The sequence below is a fragment of the Type-E symbiont of Plautia stali genome, assembly GCF_059731115.1.
Map to the genome: position 1 here is coordinate 907,666 of NZ_AP035907.1, position 26,043 is coordinate 933,708.

Annotated in this window: 21 protein-coding genes; all 21 read right to left on the reverse strand. The window is 53.0% G+C overall.

The features are described from left to right. Positions 1 to 149: 149 nt before the first annotated feature. The 21 genes from AC6I8L_RS24275 to AC6I8L_RS24375 all read right to left on the reverse strand — a co-directional run bounded on the left by AC6I8L_RS24275 (position 150) and on the right by AC6I8L_RS24375 (position 25,842). Positions 150 to 1,427, reverse strand: coding sequence for an SEL1-like repeat protein (locus tag AC6I8L_RS24275; protein ID WP_058962541.1), 1,278 nt, complete (start codon positions 1,425 to 1,427; stop codon positions 150 to 152). Then, a complete protein-coding gene (locus tag AC6I8L_RS24280; protein ID WP_498014614.1) occupies positions 1,427 to 3,268 on the reverse strand; it encodes a phospholipase D-like domain-containing protein in 1,842 nt (613 codons plus the stop codon). Before AC6I8L_RS24280 ends, AC6I8L_RS24275 begins: the two co-directional genes overlap by 1 nt. Positions 3,269 to 3,449: 181 nt before the next feature. After that, on the reverse strand, positions 3,450 to 4,742 hold the full coding sequence (locus AC6I8L_RS24285) for an SEL1-like repeat protein (protein ID WP_058962540.1): 1,293 nt from the start codon (positions 4,740 to 4,742) through the stop codon (positions 3,450 to 3,452). Then, positions 4,742 to 6,586: a phospholipase D-like domain-containing protein gene (locus AC6I8L_RS24290; RefSeq protein WP_498014616.1), complete on the reverse strand. Its 1,845-nt coding sequence runs from the start codon at positions 6,584 to 6,586 to the stop codon at positions 4,742 to 4,744. Before AC6I8L_RS24290 ends, AC6I8L_RS24285 begins: the two co-directional genes overlap by 1 nt. Continuing rightward, a complete protein-coding gene (locus AC6I8L_RS24295; RefSeq protein WP_479401807.1) occupies positions 6,586 to 9,300 on the reverse strand; it encodes a type VI secretion system Vgr family protein in 2,715 nt (904 codons plus the stop codon). Before AC6I8L_RS24295 ends, AC6I8L_RS24290 begins: the two co-directional genes overlap by 1 nt. A 605-nt stretch (positions 9,301 to 9,905) precedes the next feature. Next, positions 9,906 to 10,349: a putative T6SS immunity periplasmic lipoprotein gene (locus tag AC6I8L_RS24300; protein ID WP_153012373.1), complete on the reverse strand. Its 444-nt coding sequence runs from the start codon at positions 10,347 to 10,349 to the stop codon at positions 9,906 to 9,908. 104 nt (positions 10,350 to 10,453) lie between these two features. Beyond that, positions 10,454 to 10,879 (reverse strand): putative T6SS immunity periplasmic lipoprotein, encoded by a 426-nt coding sequence (locus tag AC6I8L_RS24305; protein WP_153012372.1) that lies wholly within the window; start codon positions 10,877 to 10,879, stop codon positions 10,454 to 10,456. A gap of 334 nt (positions 10,880 to 11,213) precedes the next feature. Further along, the gene (locus AC6I8L_RS24310; RefSeq protein ID WP_153012371.1) at positions 11,214 to 11,618 is read right to left on the reverse strand and encodes a putative T6SS immunity periplasmic lipoprotein; all 405 of its coding nucleotides are present in this window, start codon (positions 11,616 to 11,618) and stop codon (positions 11,214 to 11,216) included. A gap of 35 nt (positions 11,619 to 11,653) precedes the next feature. After that, positions 11,654 to 12,211: a hypothetical protein gene (locus AC6I8L_RS24315; RefSeq protein ID WP_058962498.1), complete on the reverse strand. Its 558-nt coding sequence runs from the start codon at positions 12,209 to 12,211 to the stop codon at positions 11,654 to 11,656. Next, on the reverse strand, positions 12,198 to 14,837 hold the full coding sequence (gene tssH, locus AC6I8L_RS24320; protein WP_498014618.1) for a type VI secretion system ATPase TssH: 2,640 nt from the start codon (positions 14,835 to 14,837) through the stop codon (positions 12,198 to 12,200). Before tssH ends, AC6I8L_RS24315 begins: the two co-directional genes overlap by 14 nt. A gap of 152 nt (positions 14,838 to 14,989) precedes the next feature. Further along, entirely contained in the window at positions 14,990 to 15,481 is a 492-nt protein-coding gene (gene hcp, locus AC6I8L_RS24325; protein ID WP_058960474.1) for a type VI secretion system effector Hcp, read from the reverse strand. 4 nt (positions 15,482 to 15,485) lie between these two features. Continuing rightward, the gene (locus AC6I8L_RS24330; RefSeq protein WP_201785680.1) at positions 15,486 to 17,147 is read right to left on the reverse strand and encodes an OmpA family protein; all 1,662 of its coding nucleotides are present in this window, start codon (positions 17,145 to 17,147) and stop codon (positions 15,486 to 15,488) included. Further along, positions 17,147 to 17,797, reverse strand: a complete 651-nt coding sequence (tssL, locus tag AC6I8L_RS24335; protein ID WP_058960473.1) for a type VI secretion system protein TssL, short form — start codon at positions 17,795 to 17,797, stop codon at positions 17,147 to 17,149. The genes AC6I8L_RS24330 and tssL overlap by 1 nt, the downstream gene beginning before the upstream one ends. Then, positions 17,794 to 19,131 (reverse strand): type VI secretion system baseplate subunit TssK, encoded by a 1,338-nt coding sequence (tssK, locus tag AC6I8L_RS24340; RefSeq protein ID WP_058960472.1) that lies wholly within the window; start codon positions 19,129 to 19,131, stop codon positions 17,794 to 17,796. The genes tssL and tssK overlap by 4 nt, the downstream gene beginning before the upstream one ends. Before the next feature lie 14 nt (positions 19,132 to 19,145). Then, on the reverse strand, positions 19,146 to 20,693 hold the full coding sequence (tssC, locus tag AC6I8L_RS24345) for a type VI secretion system contractile sheath large subunit (protein WP_058960471.1): 1,548 nt from the start codon (positions 20,691 to 20,693) through the stop codon (positions 19,146 to 19,148). A gap of 29 nt (positions 20,694 to 20,722) precedes the next feature. After that, positions 20,723 to 21,220: a type VI secretion system contractile sheath small subunit gene (tssB, locus tag AC6I8L_RS24350; RefSeq protein ID WP_045831911.1), complete on the reverse strand. Its 498-nt coding sequence runs from the start codon at positions 21,218 to 21,220 to the stop codon at positions 20,723 to 20,725. Positions 21,221 to 21,583: 363 nt separating this feature from the next. Then, a complete protein-coding gene (locus AC6I8L_RS24355) occupies positions 21,584 to 22,360 on the reverse strand; it encodes an ABC transporter ATP-binding protein (RefSeq protein WP_034822286.1) in 777 nt (258 codons plus the stop codon). Further along, entirely contained in the window at positions 22,357 to 23,043 is a 687-nt protein-coding gene (locus AC6I8L_RS24360) for an ABC transporter permease (protein ID WP_045816765.1), read from the reverse strand. Before AC6I8L_RS24360 ends, AC6I8L_RS24355 begins: the two co-directional genes overlap by 4 nt. Before the next feature lie 9 nt (positions 23,044 to 23,052). Next, a complete protein-coding gene (locus AC6I8L_RS24365) occupies positions 23,053 to 23,772 on the reverse strand; it encodes an ABC transporter permease (protein WP_045816766.1) in 720 nt (239 codons plus the stop codon). 12 nt (positions 23,773 to 23,784) lie between these two features. Continuing rightward, the gene (locus AC6I8L_RS24370) at positions 23,785 to 24,633 is read right to left on the reverse strand and encodes a transporter substrate-binding domain-containing protein (protein ID WP_230599012.1); all 849 of its coding nucleotides are present in this window, start codon (positions 24,631 to 24,633) and stop codon (positions 23,785 to 23,787) included. A 21-nt stretch (positions 24,634 to 24,654) separates the two neighbouring features. Next, a complete protein-coding gene (locus tag AC6I8L_RS24375) occupies positions 24,655 to 25,842 on the reverse strand; it encodes a M20 metallopeptidase family protein (RefSeq protein WP_080748138.1) in 1,188 nt (395 codons plus the stop codon). Positions 25,843 to 26,043 lie beyond the last annotated feature (201 nt).

The following is a 26,043-nucleotide window of genomic DNA, read 5'->3' on the forward strand; positions in this document are numbered from 1 at the left end:
CAAGAGGCGGGCATAGGTCATACGGTGGGCAGTATGGGTGTCGGGCGTATTAATGTCAGAACTGGCCATCGATGGATGATGACGGCGTGCCGCTGGCTGTACTTGTTTGACATGGCCTGCTCTTCCTTGTGTTAACGGCTTGCGCTGTCCTAGGCCTCGCCCAGATAACGCCACGTCACGGGCTGCTCTTCCTCCGTGTGCCTGTCACGCAGGGGCCAGGGGCGGGAATGAATGCGCGTTATGCGGTCAGCCGGCATCGTATCCCCCTCCCTGAAGTAACGCACCTCTTCCGGGCCTGTTCCGCTGTCCGGTATCCAGGCCGTCTGCCAGTATCCGCTTCTCGGGCAGGGTTCTCCGCTGTGGCACAGCAGCAGCGACGCGCTCTGTTTATCAAAGTCCGGTGATTCCGGCAGCGGCCTGCCGGTCGTCGGGTTCAGGTGCTTCTTCTTCGCCAGCCGGGCAATCAGCGCCTCACCCGGTTTTTCCGGCGGGATGTTGGCTTCGCGGGCCTCCAGCCACTTCAGCTTCCCGTCCCATTCCGGCAAAGGCGCGGGCGGTAACGGAACGATGTCGTTGATTTCGGGTACGGTGGGATGGGCGTAGGAGTAATCCGCCAGTATATTCCAGATAGCCTCGTAACGCCGGGAACGCTCGGGGTCTTTTTTCAAGCCAAGATAGCTTATAGGGTCATCAGAAGAAGGTTCATTAAATCCGTACCTCAAAAAACTTGCCGAAGTAGAGTTCCCCGCGGCGACCCCTAACTGATATACCCGCACCGCTTCCTGGTAATTTTTATCATTCTTGTAAATAATACCCATTATTTTCGCGGCCTCCCCATCACCCTGCTCAGCAGCACAAAGATACATCTGCCTGGCAACATCCGGTGCGATATCAACCGGCTCAAGTTTTTTGCCCAGATACAACTGTGCCAGCGCACTCCCCTCATCAGCCGCCTTACGATAGTAACGCAGCGCCATGTCCTCATCCTGCTTCAGCCCCGCAGCACCGTGCTGCAGATAGATGGCGATAAAGTAGTAGCCGCTGGCGACCCCTTCATCGATAAGCTGCTGGCTGAAGCGGCGTCTTTCCGATGCAGTCAGCCCAAAATGCCCGCGCAGCGATCCGTTCTGCAGATTGATGGTAGCTTTAGCATGCCCGTTCTCCGCTGCAATCCGGTAGAGGCGCCCGATCTCCGTATCGACCTCTTTGTCCTGCTTCAGCTGGTTGTTCACCTGCAGCCAGCGGGCGTATCTGAACAGCACATCAGCCTCAGCCTCCGGCTCCGGAATGGATTCTTTTTTACAGGCAAAGGCCAGTTGGATATTACTGTTGGTATCCATAGATATTTCCTTGTTGCCGACAATAGAGGTATTACTTTGGTCACAGGCCGCGAGCAGTAAGCTGGCAATCAGAAACAATGCACGCATTAATCCCAATCCTTGAGTTTTGACTTGCTGTATAAGAAACCAACTAATGGTGCGGCAGGTTTATTTTTTTTACTCATGTTTCGTCCATTCTGTGAAATTATTTTCTCCCACATTTCAAATGCACTTTTAGAATCGTCCACGGAGCCCATTCCATTCGTGTGCATATTCCATAACCTCCTCCTTAAATCCTGAGTCACACTGGCCCATTCGTGAGCAATATTCATTTCACTGTCCACCTGCATGCTGCGGGTATTAATATTGGCGGACCCATGCGTAGTAAATACGTCATTCACAATCATTAACTTGGAGTGAATATAAACTGGCATCCAGTTGTCAGGAGGTGAGTCCAGTGCAACAAGAGAGCAGACATGGATGTTTAAACCAGGCCGGGGCTCAGGGACAATCGTACTTTTTTCAATTTCAAGTATCTTTGCGTCCAGCTCTCGCTGTTTATTTAAAAAATCCTCAGCATTTTTAGGTGTATACATCGCAGAAACAGGCGTTGTTCCTGCTTCTCTCCGAAGTTTATCAATCTGCATTTGTTTTGTGATACCCGGAATTATTTCCGCCCGTCCCAGCGTCTCAAGCATGCGCTGGGTATTGACGGTACCCGACCCGATACCCTCATCTGTGGCGTTGGTCACTACAAACAAATACAAAGCACCATGTTTATTATGGTCTCGCCCTTTGCTTGTCTGTTCTTCTGCAATTTTATTAATCAACTCAGCCAGCGGCGGCCAGCGGAAATACTGATTTTCAATATAGATAAACTGAGTGGCATTGTTAACTGCCTGCAAATAAAGCGTCTCGATATCCCGTTTTTGTTCCTGTGCCTGAGTACGAAGCAGTTGAGCCATAATCGGCGTGCCGTATTCAGGGCGGGGCTTCAGTTCTTTGGCCACTTTCTTTGCATTACGCGAAGCCAGCAGATCCTGATGCGTTTCCTTACACCACGCCTTAGCAAAATTCTCGTGCAGGTGTTCCAGTATCGGGCCCGTTACCTGACTTGAAATATCCTGACGCGGGAGAAACCCGCTGGCTCCCATATTGGGTGCACAGGCATTCACGCTGCCTGCCCGACCCCTGGATGAATGGTCATCTGTATCCCAGTACTCATCCAGCATGTTGTGGCCCATCACAAAACCCACTGCATGCTCCGGTAATTCGTAATCCACCAGGACTGTTTTTTGGTGATGAGTGGCTGTCGCCGCCAGAAGTGCCACGGTCATTTTACTGATGTCTTTATCAAGTGCATGCAGTGCTGCCTGATATCGTATCTCCGCTCGTTCATCAACATTGAAGCCCCTGCTTACAAACTGCGGGAATTGCTTTAATCTTTTTGGCGTTGTTCCGATACCGACTGAAATCTCTTTAACCGTATTAAACAGGGCATACTCTGCAAACCATTTCCTGTCATTCGCATATTGCTCATCCGTCGCGCTTTGTCCTGCCCGATCTTTTATACGCACAATGCCTTTGCCGGGCAGATTGGCTTCACCTGCTCCCCCTGCTGAATTGAGTGGCATTTCCCAACCCAGCACTCTCACTTCCACGTTGTTTTTTCTCGCAACGTCAACGAGTAACTCTCCAATCGAGGGTGCCCGCCCATCGCGGATAAAATACATTGAAGGCTGGAAACCCCAGCAGATGATATCCACTGATTTCTTCGCATTCGCAATGGCGTGATGAACCGCAGCAAAAGCCTCTTCACCATTGACCAGCGGCTTGTAGGTCGCCAGGGTTGGCGGGTATTCCGTATTCTGAACAAACCAGGGAGAGGTAATCACCCCGTGATCCGCTTCCTGAGGGGCAATAGGGACAACAAAAGGGTCCTTTTTCATTAAACTTCATCCTTGTCGTTTACATTACCCAAGAGGCGGGCATAGGTCATACGGTGGGCAGTATGGGTGTCGGGCGTATTAATGTCTGCACTGGCTATCGACGGATGATGATGCCGGCGTGCCGCTGGCTGTACTTGTTTGACATGTCCTGCTCTTCCTTGTGTTAACGGCTTGCGCTGTCCTAGGCCTCGCCCAGATAACGCCACGTCACGGGCTGCTCTTCCTCAGTGTGCCTGTCACGCAATGGCCAGGGGCGGGAATGAATGCGCGTTATGCGGTCGGCCGGCATCGTATCCCCCTCCCTGAAGTGACGCACCTCTTCCGGGCCTGTTCCGCTGTCCGGTATCCAGGCCGTCTGCCAGTAGCCGCTTCTCGGGCAGGGTTCTCCGCTGTGGCACAGCAGCAGCGACGCGCTCTGTTTATCAAAGTCCGGTGACTCAGGCAGCGGCCTGCCGGTTGCCGGGTTCAGGTGCTTCTTCTTCGCCAGCCGGGCAATCAGCGCCTCGTTCGGTTTTTCCGGCGGGATGTTGGCTTCGCGGGCCTCCAGCCACTTCAGTTTGCCGTCCCATTCTGGTAAAGGCGCGGGCGGTAACGGTACAATGTCGTTGATTTCAGGTACGGTGGGATGGGCGTAAGAGTAATCTGCAAGTATTCGCCTGATAAGCTTATAGCGGCGTACACGTTCGGGATCTTTTTGCTGGCCAAGAAAATAGAGACTGTCAGTGGGCTTAGGGCCATTAAATCCAGATTCTAGAAAACTTGCGGAACTTCTATCCCCGGCAACAACACCTAACTGAAATGCCTCGGCTGCCTTTAGGAATTGTTTATTCACGGCTAGCATATTTCCCAGTTTATTAGCTGCATCTCCTGATCCTTGCGTTGCTGCACAGAACAGCATCTCTTTAGCTATGTCTGGAGCCATCCCTTTTGGTGATAGCTTGCCGCCTATATAAGCCTGTGCCAGAGCACTTCCTTCATCAGCTGCTTTACGGTAGTAACGCAGCGCCATGTCCTCATCCTTCCTCAGCCCCGCGGCGCCATGCTGCAAATAGATGGCGATAAAATAGTAGCCGCTGGCAACCCCTTGATCGATAAGTTGCTGGCTGTAACGTAACTGCTCTGAAGCCGTTAAATTGAGCTGTCCACGCAGCGAGCCATTCTGCAGATTAATATTAGCCTTCATATGGCCATTTTCTGCCGCAATACGATAGAGGCGAGCCACTTCCGTATTCACTTCTTCGTCCTCATCTAATTGATTGTTTTTTTGCAGCCAGCGTGAGTAGTTAAAAAGCAATTCGGTATCAGGATTAGACTGCGGAATAACTTCAAATTTACAGACAAAAGTCAGTTGGGTATGTATTTCATCTAAAGATGGCATGGAATGATCCTTTGGTGAATTCCCTTTAGCATTCACATTAATATTCTGATCGCAGCCGATAACAATAAAGCAGAAAAGAAGTAACGGTCTCCACATCAGTCCCAATCCTTAAGTTTTGAATCATTGTAATAAAACTTAACAAGAGGTGCAAATGGCTTATATTCAGCAGCACCCTTGAGCGCTTCATTTCTGTTAATTATGTCTCCCCATGAATTGAATGCATCTTCAGAATCGTCTTGCATCCCTCTCTCATTAGTATGAATCCTCCATAACCTCCTCCTTAAATCCTGAGTCACACTGGCCCATTCGTGAGCAATATTCATTTCACTGTCCACCTGCATGCTGCGGGTATTAATATTGGCGGACCCATGCGTAGTAAATACGTCATTCACAATCATTAACTTGGAGTGAATATAAACTGGCATCCAGTTGTCAGGAGGTGAGTCCAGTGCAACAAGAGAGCAGACATGGATGTTTAAACCAGGCCGGGGCTCAGGGACAATCGTACTTTTTTCAATTTCAAGTATCTTTGCGTCCAGCTCTCGCTGTTTATTTAAAAAATCCTCAGCATTTTTAGGTGTATACATCGCAGAAACAGGCGTTGTTCCTGCTTCTCTCCGAAGTTTATCAATCTGCATTTGTTTTGTGATACCCGGAATTATTTCCGCCCGTCCCAGCGTCTCAAGCATGCGCTGGGTATTGACGGTACCCGACCCGATACCCTCATCTGTGGCGTTGGTCACTACAAACAAATACAAAGCACCATGCTTATTCTGGTCTCGCCCTTTGCTTGTCTGTTCTTCTGCAATTTTATTGATCAACTCAGCCAGCGGCGGCCAGCGGAAATACTGATTTTCAATATAGATAAACTGAGTGGCATTGTTAACTGCCTGCAAATAAAGCGTCTCGATATCCCGTTTTTGTTCCTGTGCCTGAGTACGAAGCAGTTGAGCCATAATCGGCGTGCCGTATTCAGGGCGGGGCTTCAGTTCTTTGGCCACTTTCTTTGCATTACGCGAAGCCAGCAGATCCTGATGCGTTTCCTTACACCACGCCTTAGCAAAATTCTCGTGCAGGTGTTCCAGTATCGGGCCCGTTACCTGACTTGAAATATCCTGACGCGGGAGAAACCCGCTGGCTCCCATATTGGGTGCACAGGCATTCACGCTGCCTGCCCGACCCCTGGATGAATGGTCATCTGTATCCCAGTACTCATCCAGCATGTTGTGGCCCATCACAAAACCCACTGCATGCTCCGGTAATTCGTAATCCACCAGGACTGTTTTCTGGTGATGAGTGGCTGTCGCCGCCAGAAGTGCCACGGTCATTTTACTGATGTCTTTATCAAGTGCATGCAGTGCTGCCTGATATCGTATCTCCGCTCGTTCATCAACATTGAAGCCCCTGCTTACAAACTGCGGGAATTGCTTTAATCTTTTTGGCGTTGTTCCGATACCGATTGAAATCTCTTTAACCGTATTAAACAGTGCATACTCTGCAAACCATTTCCTGTCTTTTGCATATTGCTCATCCGTCGCGCTTTGTCCTGCCCGATCTTTTATACGAACAATACCTTTGCCGGGCAGATTGGCTTCACCTGCTCCCCCTGCTGAATTGAGTGGCATTTCCCAACCCAGCACTCTCACTTCCACGTTATTTTTTCTCGCAACGTCAACGAGTAACTCTCCAATCGAGGGGGCCTGCCCATCGCGGATAAAATACATTGAAGGCTGGAAACCCCAGCAGATGATATCCACTGATTTCTTCGCATTCGCAATGGCGTGATGAACCGCAGCAAAAGCCTCTTCACCATTGACCAGCGGCTTGTAGGTCGCCAGGGCTGGCGGGCATTCCGTATTCTGAACAAACCAGGGAGAGGTAATCACCCCGTGATCCGCTTCCTGAGGGGCAATAGGGACAACAAAAGGGTCCTTTTTCATTAAACTTCATCCTTGTCGTTTACATTACCCAAGAGGCGGGCATAGGTCATACGGTGGGCAGTATGGGTGTCGGGCGTATTAATGTCAGAACTGGCCATCGCTGGATGATGATGGAACCCAAGATTAGCCAGTTTGCCCTGCTCCGGGTTAGTGTATGCATCAACGACAGGGATCTGATAACGCACACCATTAGCCATTTCCAGTGTGTACTCTCTGGTCACCACTTGATGGTCAATTGGGAGTTGGCCGCTCTTGTCCAGTACACCTGATTTAACCAACGATCCATCTGCAAAAAGGGAATATGGCATGCCAGCCCAGCTTATTTCAGGAGCGTTAGGTGCCTGTGGAATATGTAAACGCAGCGATTGTTTTACATTTTCTTGCAGCGCCGGATATTCTGGATGACTGGCATCCATATTGGCTGGTTCACTGTAAGCAAAGTCGGCTGCTCTAATATTGCAATCACCGTTGGTACCTAATTCAATCTTGTACGGGTCAAGGGTAATGTAGGTTCCCCCTGCATTCAGAACAATTTTCTTCTTAGCAACAATATGAATTTCATCTTCTGTGCTGGTTATTTCCAGCCCCTGCCGTGCCAGCAATTGGAGTTGATCATTTTGCGCCTGAATAGTTACGGGGCCTTGGTTAGCGATAAGCTTAATACCTAATTTTCGGACAAACAGACTCACCCCATGGCCAACCCCCACGAACAATCGTTTCACAATGCCAATATCAGTATCAGCACCAGCGCTGAACGTGAGATTTTGCCGCGCTGCCAGCTGCAAATGCTTACCGCTTGTTAAAGCAATCCCCTCTGGTGCACTCAACACCGCAACGGCCTCTTTCAATTCTTTAATTTGTTCGCGCATGAAAGAAAGCTGCGCCTCTATTTGTGCTGGTTCTGCTTTCGCAGACTGTGCATCTTTAGAGAGGGAATCCATCTGTTCAGCAGACTGTTTAAGCCTCTCCATTGCCGCCTGCATTTCCAGTATTGGCCCTAGTGCCTTAGGTTGTTTATCTGCAGAGATAAACAATCCGGCCCCACCCCGCACCGCTATGTGCTTGTCCGTGCGAAGTTCAGCGCCCTCTCCTCTTAGTGTTCCTGACGCATCTACGTTATGACCAAGATTAAGCTGCGTCTTACCCCCGTACTCCGTGCTGAGCTTAATATGTTCCTCACCACGCTTATCCTCCATGCGCAGCTTGTTCAGTCCGGCGGTACGAATAACGTTGCGGGTGCTATTTTTCTCAGTAACGTGATCCACATGTCGTGAATCATGCAGCGCATGAGCGATATAAGGCTGGTCCGGGTCACCCTCACGAAACGCTATTGCCACCTCCGTCCCCTGTATCAGCGGGAAGTGGAAGCCGTACATATCCCCGCCGTAAGGTTTCGCGAGGCGAACGGGCATGCTTTCCAGGCCGCGATCCTTGCCATCCTCGTCCGCATCAAACACCACACGATATAACCCGGATGCATCCTGCCAGGCATAGATGTCGTTGTCTTTCGCACTGGTCACACGCGCCGTCATGGTGCCGCTGACTTTAGGACGGGCAAGCAGTGCGGGACGCCAGCATAGCGTTTCGCTGTAAGGCACAGCATTCAGCGTGGCCTGGAAGGCCGAACGCCGGCTCGCACTGACATTGATTTGGGTGATTAAAACGGGACTCTGCAGCTGTGCAGGCAGCGTGGGTATGCCTGTTTCGGTAACAGATAAAACATGTCCGGGGCTGATAAAAGCATCGTTGCAAATACCTGATATCAGCGTCTGCCGGGCAAGAAAACGTTCATGATCGAGACGGGCATAAAAGTTTGCGGTCTCGGTCTCCGGAGCAAACTTATCGCCGCTGTAAGGGTGGCGGGGACGATAGTGATAAACCTCCCCGTAAGAGATGTTGTCGCCATCACCCCGCGTCATATCGGCCTTCACCGACCGCAGCACGCGCTGTGCCTCGCGATGGTTGTAATCCTTTGCTGTCACACCCGCTTCAACTACGTTATGGGTCAGATTAAGGTGCCAGACGGATTCCTGTGCGTTGTCTTCCAGACCCGAGGGGCTGTTCAGCGGCAGCGATTTCTGCTCAGAATAAGCGCTCTGCGCGTCACCAAACCGTACGACCTCAGTCTGCGTATCAGGCTGAAGTGTGAAGTAATAGAAAATGCCGATTTCAGACAACAGACGCTGTACAAACTTCAGGTCACTCTCCTGATACTGGTTAATCTGCTCTCTTTTGGGGTAGTCATGCTTCAGGCTGAATTCATATTCCCACCCCTGAAAACCATGCTCATCCAGGATCTGACTGACAACTTCCGGCACCGATTTATTCACAAAGAAGCGATGTGAGCGGTATTGCTTATCCAGAAGCGCAAAGCGGGGTTCAATAATAATGAGATAACTAACCTGGTCTGCGGAACCCGTCAGACGGCGGAAGTCAGTGATATAACCGTGAACAATTTTCTGCGAATCGGGTTCCAGCAGAGAGCCGGTTCTCATGGTCAGCGTTACCGCTTTGCGCAGCATCTTCTCTGGCGAGATGTCTTTATCGGGGCTGGTGAAAAGCACGTCATATTGGTAATTCGCGCTCAGCGTTTCCGTACCGTTCAGACTCTCAACATCAATAACAGCATTGCAGGCGGGAATGTGAAGAGAGTAGCGATTCTGGGTAGACGATAAAACCGATGCTGCGCTAAGTAACATTTCACTTGGGGTCATTGTCATTCGCTCCGTGATGACGGATGGTTCAATCCCTTTCAGGAATGCGGGTTAGATAAGAATTCAGTGTATTGAGTTGAAACGGTCAGGCATTTAATAAAATTAAACGCTAATATCCGCGGCCTATGTAATAGGTGATTTCGTTTCGCTGAAGGGGAACGCTGATAACGCCCGTGTTGTAAACTTTAAAAGCCACGGAAAAGTTCCTGATCGGTTTACGCTTGGTCTGAGTTGTCAGACCAAACTGAGCAACATAAACAATTTCTGAACTGTTGATAATGTCCTCAGTCAGGCAGAGAAGCAGACTGTTATCAGTTCTGTATTCTGCTATTTCTGGCTGCTGAGCAGACTCCCAACTTCCTCTTTCAAAGAGGTCAAAGTATGAAAGTGAATAATTATCAGGTTTTAATACAGTGAAGCATATGCGGCCATCAACTTTGCTGACCAATGTTTTCTGAGAAAGTGTGAATTTATCACCAATACAGTCTGACAATACAAACATCATGAGTAAAGGGGCGTTTTTAATATCAATGACACACCTGAAAATAAATGACTTTCTCTTAATGCATTATAGAAACTTGATGGGGTTAAGTATTTACAATAAATCAAATCCTTCTACCAAGATAATGTACAACCTCATCCTGTTGCAATGGAATATTCACAAAAGCTCCATCTTTAAATTCCATCGCAGTGGAGAAAAGCCTTAGATTCTGTCGATTTCCACTCTGATTCAAAACAAACCTGACAATATACTTCCCCTTAGTTAAATCCATGGAAATAAAATCGTTTAAGCATACATACTCATTATTGACTACCTCCACAGCATCCCTCCCCACAAACTCTCTATTTTCGCTTTGCCCCCGTTTAAAAATGGTTACATTTCCCACTGTAACATCATCGACGCGCCTGACTTTAAAACACGCTTTATTTCCTTTACTTTCAACCTTAGCCACTTCAGAAAACGTGACCTTTTCTCCAATACAACCAGTTATGATAAATGCAACAATCATAGGCAACCAATTTACTCTTGGGATAAAATCATCCTTCAATATGGAAAACCTCAGAGAACACATCTATACCTTTCATCGAGAACAGGCTGGGTACGTTCGTTTGCTAATGATATTTAAAAGTCCGTTTTTCCGTCAACATAATCTCACTCAGAGATGAAGCTTGGTAAATAATCTTCTCTTTTTAATGGAGAATTATAGACCCGACTATTCTTCAACCTTATGGCTGCTACTTTTCTAAAGGATGGAAGTGTTTCCAGCCTGGACAATAGACCATAATGAATAATATATTCTTTTTTTTCTGATGCAGGCAACCAGGATAATGGCATGCAACGTTTATCACTTACTGCTATTAACTCGCTGCCATCGATTGTTTTCCTAAGCCCTGAGCCATCTTTATTTTTTATTGAAATCACACTGAAATAATACGCTTTGTTCTGGGGTATATTTATACATAGCATATCATCAATAACGCTCATATCGGCATCGCGTTCAAACTCGACAGGATCTTCTCCCAAAGTACAACCGCCTAAAGCGAAGCATGTGAATATGCCGATGAAATATAATTTCATAAATTTCACCATGGAAAACCTCTCAATGCTTTCATGTAAGCTAAACAGGCTTCAGGCTCACTCAATGCTCTAACAGATTTGACATGGTCATATAAACTTAACTCATTCCATCGACCAAATCCCCACTCAGTAAGAATATAGTTATCAGCAATTATTTGAGCCTGTTGCTTTATTGAGTATTAACTCAATAGTCGGCCGTCAAGATCATAAGCAAAAGTAGCCATAAAACTGAGCATACCGCGATAGAAAACGCACATAGCCTGATTACTCATAAGACGAAGAAACGTCCTCTGTATGAAATTAGTGCGGGTCAGTCCGTTGATAAACTGAACCGCTAATATCCCCGTCCCATGTAATAACTGATTTCGTTTTGCAGCAGCGGAACACTGATAAATCCCGTTTTTTCAGCTTTAAAAGCCACAGAAAACTTCCGAATCGGTTTACGTTTGGTCTGTGTCGTCAGACCAAACTGCGCAACATAAACAATTTCTGAATCGCTTACTGTGTCCTCAGCCAAGCAAAGAAGCAGGCTGTTATCGGTTTTGTATTCTGCTATTTCTGGGTGCTTAACAGAGTTCCGATTTCCTCTTTCAAAGAGGTCAAAATATGAAAGTGAATAATCATCAGGTTTTAATACAGTGAAGCAGATGCGGTCAGCATCTATGCTGAGAGGAGCATTATCTGAAAGCGTGAACCTGTCTCCTGGACATCCTGACAGGAGAAATACGATTACTGACAAAGCCAACCTGCAACTTATTATCCTCTGAGATACATTCACCAAGGGAATCCTCTCAACGCATGTTTATATTTCTGCGAAATAATAGACTCATCCAGGTTGCCGTCCAGCGTGACATAACTACGACGCCGGTACTCCATAAATGTATTATACCCCTCACTCGCCAGTAGAAAATTATCTGCAATAATTTGTGCCTGTTGCTCCATCGGATACTCACTCAGTAGCCGTCCATCCAGTTCATAGCGATAGCTCGCCAGCCAGCTTATGAGCCCCCTGCATATCACGCACATTCCCTTTTGGCGCTGCCATACATGGCTGAGCTCGTGTATAAAAGTATGTCTGTCGGCAAGGTCACTCTGAGCCAGGTCAGCAAAATCGTTCCGGTAAAGTGGCGGACGGTAAAATATTTCTCCCTTAGGCGTCATAGCAACAGCTTCATTTTGCAAACCAAACGGGAGATAGCTGTCTTTATGGATCCATACCTTGTGATAATCAATTTTGTCCCGGAAAACCGTACTGGCAAGCACGATTTCTCCTTTACTCATCAGCCGCAGGCTACCTTCTTTGGCTGCCGCATCTCTTTCAGTTTTGTTCATGAATGGGATTCTCAAATGTCATCAGCACACCGTCCTCTTCGTTCCAGTCCAGGCTGAGAGTGCCAGGCAACTGCCCGCCGGCCTGATATTGCAAAAGCTGCTGACTAAGCACCGGTAGAATCTGCTGGTTGAGCAGGCTATCGACGTTGCGCGCGCCAGTGTCTGGCAGCAGGCAGGCGGCGGTCAGGGCGTCGTACAGCGCCGCTGAAATTTCTGTTGCCAGGCCGTAGTGACGCTGTAGTCGTTGGCTGACCTGGCCAAGCTTCATTTCGACGATGGTGCGCATCGCCTCAGCAGCCAGTGGGCGGTAAATCACCGTCTGGAAGCGCGCCAGGAGTGCGGGCTGGAAATGATCGCGGATAACCGGGCGCAGCAGTTCCTGCAGGTCAGCGTCACTGGCGTCCGGCTGTTCGTCCAGTTTCTGCATCAACGCGTCGCTGCCGAGGTTAGAGGTCATCAGGATAACGGTGTTGCGGAAGTCAATCTCCCGCCCCTCGCCGTCGCGCATAAAGCCCCGATCGAACACCTGATAGAACAGGTTAATCACGTCGCGGTGCGCCTTCTCCACCTCGTCAAGCAGTACCACGCTGTACGGGCGTTTACGCACAGCTTCGGTCAGCACACCACCCTGCCCGTAGCCCACGTAACCCGGCGGCGAGCCTTTCAGCTGGCTTACGGTGTGCGCCTCCTGATACTCGGAGAGGTTGATAGTAATCAGCGATTTCTCGCCGCCGTACAGAGTGTCGGCCAGCGCCAGCGCGGTTTCCGTTTTACCCGTACCGCTGGTGCCCACCAGCAGGAACACACCTTGTGGCCCGTTCTCGGCAGTCAGGCCGGTTTTCGACGCGCGCAGGCGCTTTGCAATGGCGTTCAACGCCATCGGCTGGCCGACCACGCGCGCTTCCAGCGCCTTTTCCAGCGTCAGCAGCTCCGTCTGCTCGTCCTTCATTAAGGAAGAGAGCGGCACGCCGGTCCAGTCGGCAATCACCCCCGCCACCGAGCGCGCGTCCACATCCAGCGTCATCAGCGGCTCCCCCTGCTGCAGCGCATGAAGAGCGGACTGAAGTTCAAAGCGGCGCACCTGCTGAGAAGCATCCTGCCGGCTGAGAAGCAGCATCTCCGTCAGCTCGCGCTCGGCCACCCAGCTCAGCTCCAGCTGTTCGAGACGTTCGTCAGCGCTGGCCAGTTCTTTCAGAATGTCATGCATGCGCGCTTCCTGAACGCTGCCGCCTAGTGCTTGATCATCCAGGATAGCGCGCTTCTCAATATTCAGGGCATCCGTGCGGGCACGCAGTTGCGTGATAGCTTCCGGCACCGTGTCCTGGCTCATGCGCACGCGCGCGCTAGCGGTGTCGAGCAGGTCCACCGCCTTGTCCGGCAGCTGGCGTCCGGTCAGGTAGCGACGGGACAGCGTGACGGCGGCGCGCACGGCTTCGTCGGTGATGTGCACACCGTGGTGCTGCGCGTAACGAGACTTCAGGCCACGCAGCATCAGGCAGGCGGTCTCGTCGTCCGGCTCATCAACTTTAACCATCTGGAAGCGGCGCTCCAGTGCAGCATCTTTCTCGAAGTACTGCTTGTACTCGCTCCAGGTCGTGGCGGCGATGGTGCGCAGTTCGCCGCGCGCCAGTGCTGGCTTCAGCAGGTTAGCCGCATCCGCGCCGCCTGCCTGATTGCCCGCGCCGATGATGGTGTGCGCCTCGTCGATGAACAGCAGCACCGGCTGCTCAGCCTGCTGCACCTCAGTAATGATGTTCTTCAGGCGCTGCTCAAACTCACCCTTCACGCCCGCGCCCGCCTGCAACATGCCAAGATCCAGGGTGCGCACGCTGACCGTGCTCAGGCTGGCCGGCACGTTACCTTCCGCAATGCGCAGCGCCAGCCCCTCGACCAGCGCGGTTTTGCCCACACCTGGTTCGCCCACCAGAATCGGGTTGTTCTTGCGGCGGCGCGAGAGGATATCCACTATTTGCCGGATTTCATTATCACGCCCGTACACCGGGTCAATCTTCCCGTCCCGCGCGTCAGCAGTAACGTCGCGGGTGAAGCGGGACAGCGCCTCAGCGGTGGTAGCAGGCGCAGCGCCCGCCAGCGCAGGTGGCTCGCCCTCCTCTGCGTTCAGGCTCCGCAAAGGTTCGTTCGGCTGCAGCGCGTCGGGTCGTTCGTCCGACTGCTCGTCCAGCAGCGGGCGCAGCGCCGTAATCTGGCGCGGGCTTAGCGTGAGGATTGGCCAGAGTGCGTCACAGCGAGTCAGCGAGTGGTTGCCAATGATGGCTGTCAGCAGGTGTACGCTTCCAATACGCTCCTCACCGTCCACCGAGGCCGCCAGCCAGGCCTCCTTCAGCAGGTGGTGCAGGCGAGCCGAAAGATCCGGGCGGCTGCGCACCAGGCGAGGCTGACCGTCGAGAAAGTCCAGCAGCCCCTGCCAGACGCCGTCCATGTCCCACTCATAGCGCCTGGCCATCACCGTGATGTCGCCCTCACCCTGCTCCAGCAGCTTCAGCAGCCAGTGCTCGGGGAATATTTCCGCGTGCGCGCGGGTCTGGCACAGTGAGGCGGCGGCCTCCAGCGCGCGGGCGCAGAAGGGGTTAAGACGGCGCAGCAGCGCTGCAGACTGGTGTTCCATTGGTATTCTCTCCGTTTCAGGCACGCTACCGCCCCTGGCCGTTAACCGAGGCCCATAAGGTCTGAGGTATCTGTACATCAGTGTGTTTTTCAGGGCTGCACCCACACGCAGGCGCACGCCTGAAAAGCGGACGGCGAACCGTCCGCACGGGCTTACGCGGTGGCGCGTTCGTTCCAGGAATCGGAATGAATGATGTTGCCGTCCTTGTAGGTCCAGGTGATTTTTTCGTAGCGCAGCTCAATCATCTCCAGATGGTTGTGCTTCTCTTTGGAAGGATCTTTAATGTCGTGCATGACAGGATTCACCTTCACCACCTTCACGTTCTCAAGCCTGGTGTTGAAGTACTCGACTTCCTGTCCTGCGTCGCTGATGCGATACCACTTGAACTCCGCCGACTTCAGGGTCTGACCGGTAGTTACGGCCTTGTAGAGGTACGGGCTCGACGAGTCGATTTCCTTGGTGAACAGGAACGGCGTGTGAATGCGGGTGCCGGTCAGCTTGCCGGTGTTGTTGTCGGTCGGGATGTACAGGTTATGCTCCTGTGCCACCACCTCAATGCTGCCCTCGCGGTCCTGCACGTCTACTGAACCCTTGATGTCCGCGCCGCCGTCGTCCTTCAGCCACAGATAAACTGGAATTGCCATGTTGTTACTCCTTTTCAGACTGAGAATGGCCATCATCCTGTGATGACCGGGTGTGTGCGTCCGGCACGCGGCAGGCGTCCGCCTGTGGCACCAGACTGATTTCGACCCGGCGGTTGAGCGCACGCCCCTCCGCCGACTCGTTTGTTGCAACCGGACGATCCTGACCGTAGCCCTGTACCGCGAAGCAGCTCTCCGGTACATCGCCGGTGTCGCGCATCCAGTCGCGCACCGCTCCGGCGCGCTTTAGCGAGAGCAGCTGATTGTTCTGCTGATTGCCGGTGCTGTCGGTATGGCCGGCGACGACAATCAGCCAGCCGGGTCGGGCCTTGATGCCCAACAGTGCATTGATGAGCACTTTGTCGGACCCCGCCCTCAGCGCCGCTTTGCCCGATTCAAACAGCGACAAGCTGTCAAGCCGCACCGTCTGTGGGCCCTGCACTACCTGCTGAACCACGGGAGCAGGCGCAGGCGGGGGTGACCAGCGGTGGATGGCTGTGTTTACCGGCGCACTAAGCCGCATGCCCTGATAAAGTCCCATTCCGAACCGCAGTGGCTCACCGCTGCGCTGCCAGGCATCCAGCAGCGAGCGGTCATGGATAAGCGCATCGCGTGCAAGCATTTTTGCCGTGATAGCGTCCTCCGGCAGGCTGCGCCACAGGGCAAGGTGATCGGCCACGCTGCGCACAAGGCGCTGGTTATGAATAAAGGAAGCAAGCATGGCCAGCGCCAGAAACATGCCCAGCATCATCCCGACCCCACGCGCCGTGAGCAGCCAGCGGCTGATACCCTGTCGCTGCGGCATACCGGACAGCAGCACATCAGGCAATGGCAGTGAAGGCGGAGACGCATAGTTTTCAGGCGACAGCGTGGTCAGCCCGACGGCATGCTGCTGCCACAGGTTGCCCGGTAGCGACGGCACTGGCGTCAGGCAAACGCCGATCTGGCAGGGGCTCGCGGTGTGCGAAGCCGCGAATTGCCCCGCATACCATTGCATCAGGCTTTGCAGTCTGAGCGCGTGATGAAAATGCAGGGGATCCCGGGTGACCCACTCCTCCAGCGAAAGGCGGGCGTCATTTTCCGGATGAAACTGAAACTGCGAATGGTCTGGCGTAAAGCTGAACCAGTGCGTGCGCTCATCCACTGACGAGCCCCATATCACGGCACACAATGGCGGCAACCTTTTCAGCACAACCCGGCACTGTGAAAAGGCCCGCAACCACCCACTCTGCTGATGAACCAATACGTCAGCGGAGGTGTGCTGCCCTGGGATGATTGCCAGCATCACTGAAAGCTGAGGTAGCAGCGCCGAATACTGCTGTGCCAGCCGTTCCGCCAGCGCGGGCAGTTCAGCAGGCTGGCGCACGTTCAGATACCACCCCAGCCGGGTCTCGCGGTGTGTCAGATCACCAAACAACGGTGCCGTATCCCCGATAACCAGAATTACCGGCCCGCAATAAGTTTCCGGCGGCAGGCTGGCATCAATGTCCGGTTGGTGATCAGTGGCATTACGCTGCAAATGCCACAGAAGAAAACCGGCCACCAGCAGCACCAGCACACAGAGCGCCACCGTGTTCAGCGGGCTCAGTCCCCAGAAGCCCACCACCAGCAGGATTGCGAGCGCGGCTGCCAGCAGCGTCAGGCCCTGACGTGAATCGGGTCGGATCATTACTGTGCACCTGCCATGCGCGACACCATCTCTGCCAGCCTTGACTCCAGCACGAACCAGAGCCCGCCAAGCAGCACCACTGCTGCCACCCAGCTCAGCCAGTAAAAGTGGCGTCCGCTGCGCAGACCTGCAGGGCGTACCACCAGCGGCGCATCTTCCGGCAGCGCAAAAGGCGGCACGCGGGCAACCAGCGCACTCACCACGTCTTCACGACGTTCGTCATCCTGCGCGCGGTAATGCCCGACGAACCCCAGCTGCAGGGTGCGGTAAAAGCAGGTCAGCACCGTAATGTCTGCTGCAGGTTCGCTCAGCACGGTGCGGATGCGATCCCAGAGTGCTTCACCGCCGTTCAGTGAACCAAAGAAGCGCACCTGCAACGGGTCACGGGTCCAGCGCAGCCAGCCATCGTCCTGACTCCCTCTGTTCAGCACTGCCTCATCCAGCAGCACGCAGAAGGCATACAGCATGTGGTCACGGCTAGCCTCGCTGAACCCGGCCTCTGTCAACGCCTCGCGGGCTGTCTTCACCCAGCCCGCCGCACGTCGGTATAGCGCGTCGCCGTTTTCAATTTGCTGTCCGCAACGCAGCTGGCTGACCATCAGCCAGCCCTGAAAAAACAGACGCTCTGTCAGTGTGTTGGGATTATTCATGAGCGCAGCACCGCGTAGAGTTCCAGTTTCAGCTCACCGAGCGATTCCGGCGTGTAGAAGGTACAGCCGCCGGAGGCCAGCATTGCCCGGGCCGCATCCGTTGAGAGATCCAGCGCGAAATACTGATTTTCCAGGCGTAACGGGATGGCCGCCGGGACGTGAGGCAGTGGGCGGATGACCATACCGCTCAGCGCAATATTCACCACCTCAGAAACATCGTCCTGGCTGCCGGCTTTACACAACAGCGGGAAGCGTGCCTGAAGCTCGTGATTCGGCAGGGAAGAGCGAACGGACAGATAAAAGTCCGCACCTTCGCGCAGACGCGCATCGTGCAGCCTGCCCTTCCACAGCACGCCCTGTTTTTCCAGGTCGATGGCGATAACGCGAGAAGGCAGGCTTGCCTCCAGCAGCGTATCCAGCAGCGTGAACAGCGGCGGGAAAACCTGCTCTGGCGCGTTGTGCCGGTAGGCCGGGATATCGTCCGGCACGTTCTCGAGGGAAAACGTCAGCAGACTCCCCGCAAGGCGCACCAGTTCACGGTAAAGCAGTTCAGGATGGCGCGACGGTGACTGGTACAACTCTGTCAGCACCGGCTCCGCGCTGTTCAGCGCATTGAGTAGCCAGAACAGGGAAACGTCGGACACGGCAAAATCCGCCATGCGTTCGTTGCTCTCGCGACGCAGTTGCATCAGACGCTGACGGCGTGCCTGCAGGCGATGTAGCAGGTCACCCAGCGCCGCGACCAGCGCCGGGCTCGCAGCCAGTGACAGCAGGGGGGGAATAAACGCGGCGTCGCGCATCCACTGCCCCTGTGCGTTGCGCACCAGGCGGGCAACCGGACAGGTCAGGTATGCCGCGTTTTCCTGATGCGCCAGCCGCAGGCGCAGCGCATAACGCTGTACCGCAATCTCGGTACGCTCGTGACCGGCCAGCTCCTGCACGCGCTCCCGGGTGGCGACCCAGCGGCGCGGACGTTCGCTGTCCGCCCCGTTCTCCAGATTACCGCCGTTGGCGTTGATCAGCGGCAGCGCCAGTACCACCTCTACGCTGTCCCGATCCGTCACATCAGTCAGCTCAAAGACCGGTGGCAGTGTGTCAGCCAGATGAGTATCGACCAGTGAGCCATCCGCAAAGCGGACGGCAATGTGCGTTGCATTCAGTTTTGACAGCGCCAGCGCGCTATCATCGAACTCCGCACATAGCACGCCCCAGGGGTGTGCCAGCGTCATGCCAGCGACAGTACCTGCCACATGCGCGTCCCACATAGCCTGCTGCTGGAACTGTTGCGGCGTCAGAAACGCGCCGTCTTCCCATAACGGACGGTAAATTTTCATTCCGGATAGCCGCCTTACGCTTTCGCTTTTGGCATCTGAGATACCAGCGACAGATTGACGTCCATGCCTTCCACCTGGAAATGCGGCACTGCGAAGAGTTTCACGCGGAAGAAGCCCGGGTTATCTTCGATATCTTCAACAATCACTTTGGCATCGCGCAGCGGATGTGAAGCCTGCAACTCATCACCCGGATCGGTCATTTCAGTCACCAATCCACGCACCCAGGTATTCAGCTCCAGTTCCAGCAAGCGGCGATCTTTGGTGGTGCCGATGTTTTCGCGCTGAATCAGCTTCAGATAATGCGCGATGCGTGATAGCAGGAAGATGTAAGGCAGGCGCGCATTGATGCGACTGTTGGCGGTAGCATCTGCGGTGTCATACAGCGCCGGTTTTTGCGCGGAGTTTGCGGAGAAGAAGCAGGCGTAATCACGGTTCTTGTAGTACGAAAGCGGGATAAAACCGAGGTTCGCAAATTCAAACTCGCGGGTTTCAGGGATCATCACTTCAGAAGGGATTTTTACCTGATTACCGGTGCCGAGGTCATAGAGGTGAATCGGCAGATCCTGCACCGCACCACCCGCCTGTGGTCCACGAATCTGCACGCACCAGCCGTTGTTGATAAAGCTTTTCACCATGTTGGCGGCGAAAGCGAAAGATGAATTGGTCCAGAGATACTTATCGTGGTCCGGCCCTTTCACCTCTTCAACATAGTTAAAACTGCGCACCGGCACGGTATCTGGTCCGTACGGCAAACGGCCCAGCACACGCGGCATGGTCAGGCCGATATAGCGAGAATCATCGGTGTCGCGGAAGGATTTCCACTTGATGTATTCCGCACGATCGAAGTAGTTGCCGATGTCCTTGATGGCAGCCACTTCTTCCATGGTTTCTTTGAGGAAGAATGCCGGCCCTGCAGAACCGATAAACGGCATATGGGCCGATGCAGCAACTTTCGAGATATTACGCAGCAGCGCCATATCCTGCGCAGAGGCATCGAATTCATAGGCAGAGATCACCGCGCCAATCGGTTCGCCGCCCGGCGTGTCGTACTCGGCAACGTAAGTCTGCAGGTACAGGCCGCTCTGGATAATTTCCGGTGCGTCTTCGAAGTCCTGACGCAGATCCTCTTTCGACACATCAAGCACTTCCAACTTCACGTTCTGACGGAAATCGGTCTTATCCACCAGCGATTTCAATCCACGCCACACCGATTCCACCTTCTGGAATTCGTCATGGTGCATCACCGCATCCAACTGGCGGCTGATCTGATAATCCAGCTCGGCAATGTGGTGATCCAGCAGGTTTTTATCCAGTTTTTCGACTTTCTCACCGCTGATTTTTAAGCGATGAAGAAACACCTGCATCGCCGCCGTGACGCGCTCGTCAGCGGTGGCATCTGACATCGCCTGATTGTCTTGCCAGACATTCAGGTCACTCAATGAGCTAACCGGATGGAGATTAATTTTGTCGAACAGCGAGGCGTACACACCTTCCGCTGCAGAGTTTTCAAGCACGGTGGTGCCACCGGAAGACAGGGTTTCATTCTGAACTGACATCAGCATCGTCTCTCATTTAGTCCGTTAAAAGGGGTTCAGCCGTTATCGCTGGCAAGCGCAGAAAGTTCCGCACGCAGTTCGTCACTCAGTGCCGGGTCTTTCAGGATGATCTCCAGCTCTTTGCGGAAAGTGACGTTATCAAGCAGATTGGATTTGAGATCGCGCAGCAGATTACGCATCGCGAGCATCGCTTTGAGTTGCGGGATCTGACGAGCGACCTGTTCAGGTTCGAAGTCTTTGATGTTGCTGAAGGTCAGATTGATGGCCTGTTCACTGCCATCCGCTGACAAGGTATCCGGTACGGTGAGCCGGACTGATGGCGAGAAGTCAGCGAGCACGCTGTCGAAGTTGTTTTTATTGACGTTGACCTTTTCGCGTTCGCTCAGCACGCGATCTTCCTGACCATTACTGAAATCACCGGTCACCAGCAGTTTGAGCGGCAGCTCCATTTTGCGTGCAGCGCCGCCTGTATGAACGTCGAGTTTGATGTTAACGCGCGCTTTGGGTATTTCATTTTGATAAGAATTACTCATATTTACTCCTGTAAGTGAAGCGCGGAAAGCACGCTTTAAGCACACTTTCCTTGTGTGATTCTGCGCGAATATATCTTAGGCTCAATGCGGATAGCAACAGGGTAAGATGATCTTTGTGATCTGATTTATATAGGAAATTTCTTGCTTTTTATTGTAAGTCGTTGAAGTTGAGCGTGGCTAAGGCCCAGGAAGGGTCTGAAAATTTATGGTGTATACACTGTTTTATTAACTGAAATCGTTAAGATAAATCGCAAGAAATATCCTAAAAATTAATGTATTTCAGAGTGTGATTGTTAACCAAAAAAATTACTTATTGGCGGGTTTGGATATGAAAAAACCCGCCGAAGCGGGTTTGAAAGGAGGTTAACTATTACGCTGCAAGTGACTACTGACAAAAGCCCGGCAGCGATCAGAGAGCGGATCGCTAAACACTTGCTGTGGCGGCCCCGACTCTTCGATTTTGCCCTGATGCAGAAACACCGCTTTGTTGGAGACATCACGCGCGAAGCCCATTTCGTGGGTGACGATGATCATCGTGCGTCCCTCTTCAGCCAGGCTGCGGATCACCCGTAACACTTCGCCCACCAGTTCAGGGTCGAGAGCGGAGGTGGGCTCATCGAAAAGAAGCGCTTTGGGCTGCTGTGCCAACGCACGCGCTATCGCCACACGCTGCTGCTGCCCACCTGACAGCTGCGATGGCCACGCGTTGCGCTTTTCATACAGCCCGACTTTATGCAACAGAGCTTCGGCTTCTTCAATCACCTCTTTTTGACTGCGTTTCTGCACATGTACCGGCGCTTCAATAATGTTCTGCAGCACCGTTTTGTGCGGCCACAGATTGAAACTCTGGAAGACAAAACCCAATTGCATGCGCATCAGTTTGATACGACGCTGCTGCTCACGGCTGAGTTTCTCGTGGGGATTGTCAATGGTGACCACCTCATCCCCGACCGCGATTTCCCCGCCTTGCGGCACTTCAAGAAACGGAATACAGCGTAATAGCGTACTTTTTCCGGAACCACTGGCGCCAATCAGTGATATCACGTCGCCATCCTGCGCCGTCAGGCTGATGTCATGAAGCACCTCATGCCCGCTATAACTTTTTCTGAGATGACTCAGGGCGATAGTGGGTTTACTCATTGACGTGCTCCAACATGATAAGGTGACAAACGGCGCTCCAGCAGCGCCACCGCTTTACTGACCAGCACAGTCAGCAGCAGATAAATGATCGCCGCACTGATAAACACCTCCAGCGCGCGGAATGTCTCTGACACAATCGAGTCCGCGATACCGGTCATTTCCATCAGGCTGATAGTGCTGACCAGTGAAGTGGATTTGATCATCGAGATAATTTCATTGCTGTAAGCAGGCAACGCCTGACGCACGGCGAGCGGCAAGGTGATGCGGCGCAACGTCGTGAAGCGCGACATACCGCTGACTTTGGCTGCCTCAAGCGACTGCACGCTAACGGCATTAAGACCACCACGAAGAATCTCCGAGGTGTAAGCCGCATCGTTAAGCACCAGCGCAATCAACCCACACCAGTAGGGATCGCGCAACAGCGGCCACAGCACGCTCTCGCGCACTGCCGGTAAACTCCCCAATCCGTAATAGATCATAAAAATCTGGATTAACAAGGGTGTGCCGCGGAACAGCCAAACGTAAAAGCGGGCAAAAACGCTACCATAGCGATTCTGGCGCAACAGGTTGAGCAATAACGCTAAAATCCCCCCACCCAACAGTGACAAAACGGCCAGATTAAGGGTCAGTGGTAAACCGCGCAGCAACGCGGCCAGCGTATGCTGTAAAAAGGTGAAATCCATCGTGGCTCCTTACAACCGCGCGCGTTGTTGCCCGCGCATGGCCACTTTTTCCACATAGCGGAAAACAAAATCGGAACAGGTGGTGATGATCAGGTAGATCACCGCGCCAACGCTGTAAAAGAAAAACGGCATTTGCGTGGAGTTGGATGCAGTGGAAATCTGGTTCATGGTTTCCACTAAGCCGGTGACGGAAACCAGTGCAGACTCTTTGATCACTGATTGCCATTGATTCCCCATGCCTGGCAGCGCGGTGCGAAGCGCCTGCGGCACGATCATGCGACGAAACAACATCAGTCGTCCCATACCTGTCACCGTAGCCGCTTCCAGCGTGCCTTTCGGGATGGCGTAAAATGCGCCACGAAACACACCACTCTGGTAAGCACCAGAGATCAATCCGATGGCGATAGCCCCGGCGACAAAACCGTTAACATCAAACGGCCCCTGCATGCCTAATGTTTCCCCGACGAAGGAGACCACCTGGCGTCCGCCAAAGTAAAACAAATAGATCACCAGCAGCTCAGGGACGCCGCGAAACAGCGTGATATAGCCATTAGCGAGGCGCTGTTGCCAGCGCGCACCACCAATTTGCATCCAACAGAGTAGGCTGCCGAGCACTGCGCCCAGCAGCCATGCACACAAAGAAACGGTGACGGTCACCGTGGCGGCGTCAAGCAACACGCCGCCCCAGCCTTCGTCACCAAAACCTAACAATTGCCAGTCAATAGTCATAAGTGCTTAGCATTACTCCGCAGGCGCGACGTTCTCGCCGAACCATTTTTCTGATAGCTGTTTCAGCGTGCCATCTTTGATCATTGAAACTAAAGCCGTATCCAGCGCCGCTTTGAGCTCCGGGTTGTTCTTCTGAATGGCAATCGCTGAACCCTGCCCTAACACGCCGCCGGAGAAGCCGTAACCGGTGCTGTTCACGGTATCGGTGTGTTTTTTCACATAGGCATTCAGGTTGGTGCGTGACGCCATTACCGCATCAACGCGACCGTTAAGCAGGTCAGCAAAAGTTTCCGGGCCAGCCTGATAGGTGCGTATGGTGGCAACGTCAGCCAGATATTTGTTGAGGAAATCAGCCTGAATAGTCGCGACCTGCACCGCGATGGTTTTACCTTTGAATTTCGCTTTCAGCGCATCGATGGCTTTCGTCATGCCCGCCTCATCACCCGCCTGAACGACTTCACCGTTACCCGGCAAAGTATCTACAGCGCTACCTTTCAGGGTCACAAAACCAGACACGCTCACGGTGTACTGATGGGTGAAATCCACCACTTCTTCACGTTTAGGCGTGACGGTTACAGCGTCAATAACCGCGTCATATTTGCCATCGACCAGGCCCGGGATCATGCCAGACCATTTCTGCGCCACGATTTCATATTTGAAGCCTGCACGTTTCGCCAGTTCCGCCACCATATCGGGCTCATAGCCAACAATCTTGCCGCTCGGCGTAGACTGGTTGAACGGAGGATAAGCCGCTTCGGTTGCGAATTTCAGTGTGCCAAAATCTTTTGCCTGCACCAGTGCAGAAGTTGCCAGCAGCAACAGGCCAGCGGAAGCGGTAAACAGCCCTTTACGCATCATCATAAAACCTCAGAGTTCATTATTTTAGGAGAGTAAATCGATGGCTAAACGGGCTAATGCCTGAGTGCCTGCATGAATGCTGCGTTCGTCGGGTTGATAATCCGAATTATGCAGATGATCGTCGCGTCCCGGCGCACCGGATCCAATATGAATCTGGCAACCTGGCGCCCGCTCGGTAAACAGGGAGAAGTCCTCCGCGCCAAAACTGGCACTTGGTTTCGCCACAATCGGCTTACCAAACTGGTGCGACAAAATGGGTTCGAGCACATCGATCAGCGCATCATCATTCATTAACGGGGGCACGCCGCGCTGATAGTTGACATCAATGCGTGTATTCAGCGAAAGCGCCACACCGGCACAGATACGCTTAAAAGCGTGCTCAATGTGCGCGCGTGACTCAGGTGATTTCGCCCGCACAGTGCCCTGAATCAGGCAGCTATCGGAAATGATGTTGTGCGTCGAGCCACCATGAATATGGCCAATGGTTAACACCGCAGAATGCGCCGGATCGAGTTCACGTGAAATGATGGTTTGCAGTTGGCTGATGAGGTTCGCCGCCGCAATAATCGGGTCGGTTCCCATATGTGGGCGCGCAGCATGAGTGGATTTGCCGTGGACGACGACATCAAATTCGTCGCTGGAAGCCGTACTGGCACCGCGCGTCAGCGCAATTTCACCTGCCGCCAGCTCGGGCTTATTATGCAGAGTGATCGCCAGATCCACACCCTCAGCCACGCCATCAGCAATCATCGCCTCGGCGCCACTCTCAGGCGTCTCTTCGGCTGGCTGGAAAATCAGCCGCGCCGTGCCTTTTAACTGGCTGCGGTATTGCGCAACAATCGCCGCCACACCCAGCAGCGTCGCCGTGTGGATATCGTGGCCGCAGGCATGCATTTTACCGGGGTAGGTGCTGCTAAACGGTAAACCGGTCTGTTCCTGAATCGGCAGCGCGTCCATATCGGCGCGGATGAGGATGGTTTTGCCGGGCTGTTCGCCCACAATATCCACCACCACGCCGGTTTTTCCGACGCCTGTTTGTGGCGAAAGCCCCAGGCGCAGCAGTTCATGCTCGACGATATGCGCAGTACGAATCGTGTCGAACCCCAGTTCGGGATGCGCGTGAATATCACGGCGGATGGCAATCAGGTGCGCTTCCATGCTTTCGCTTTTGGCGCTGATGTCCCTGGCTAAAACATCTTTAAGGTCGGTCATAATTGCATTGATCTTTTCAGGCTGATGCCTGGCCTTTATGGCATTTTTATGATGATTGACCTTGTATTTATTCACAGCCATAGCAGGATTGCAACGCGCATTGCTAATGGTTACTTGCTGAAATATCGTGATATTTTGCTAATCCACTGCGTTTGCAGGATAAAAGCCCGGATTTGCATCTTCAGTCAGTTATAACATTCA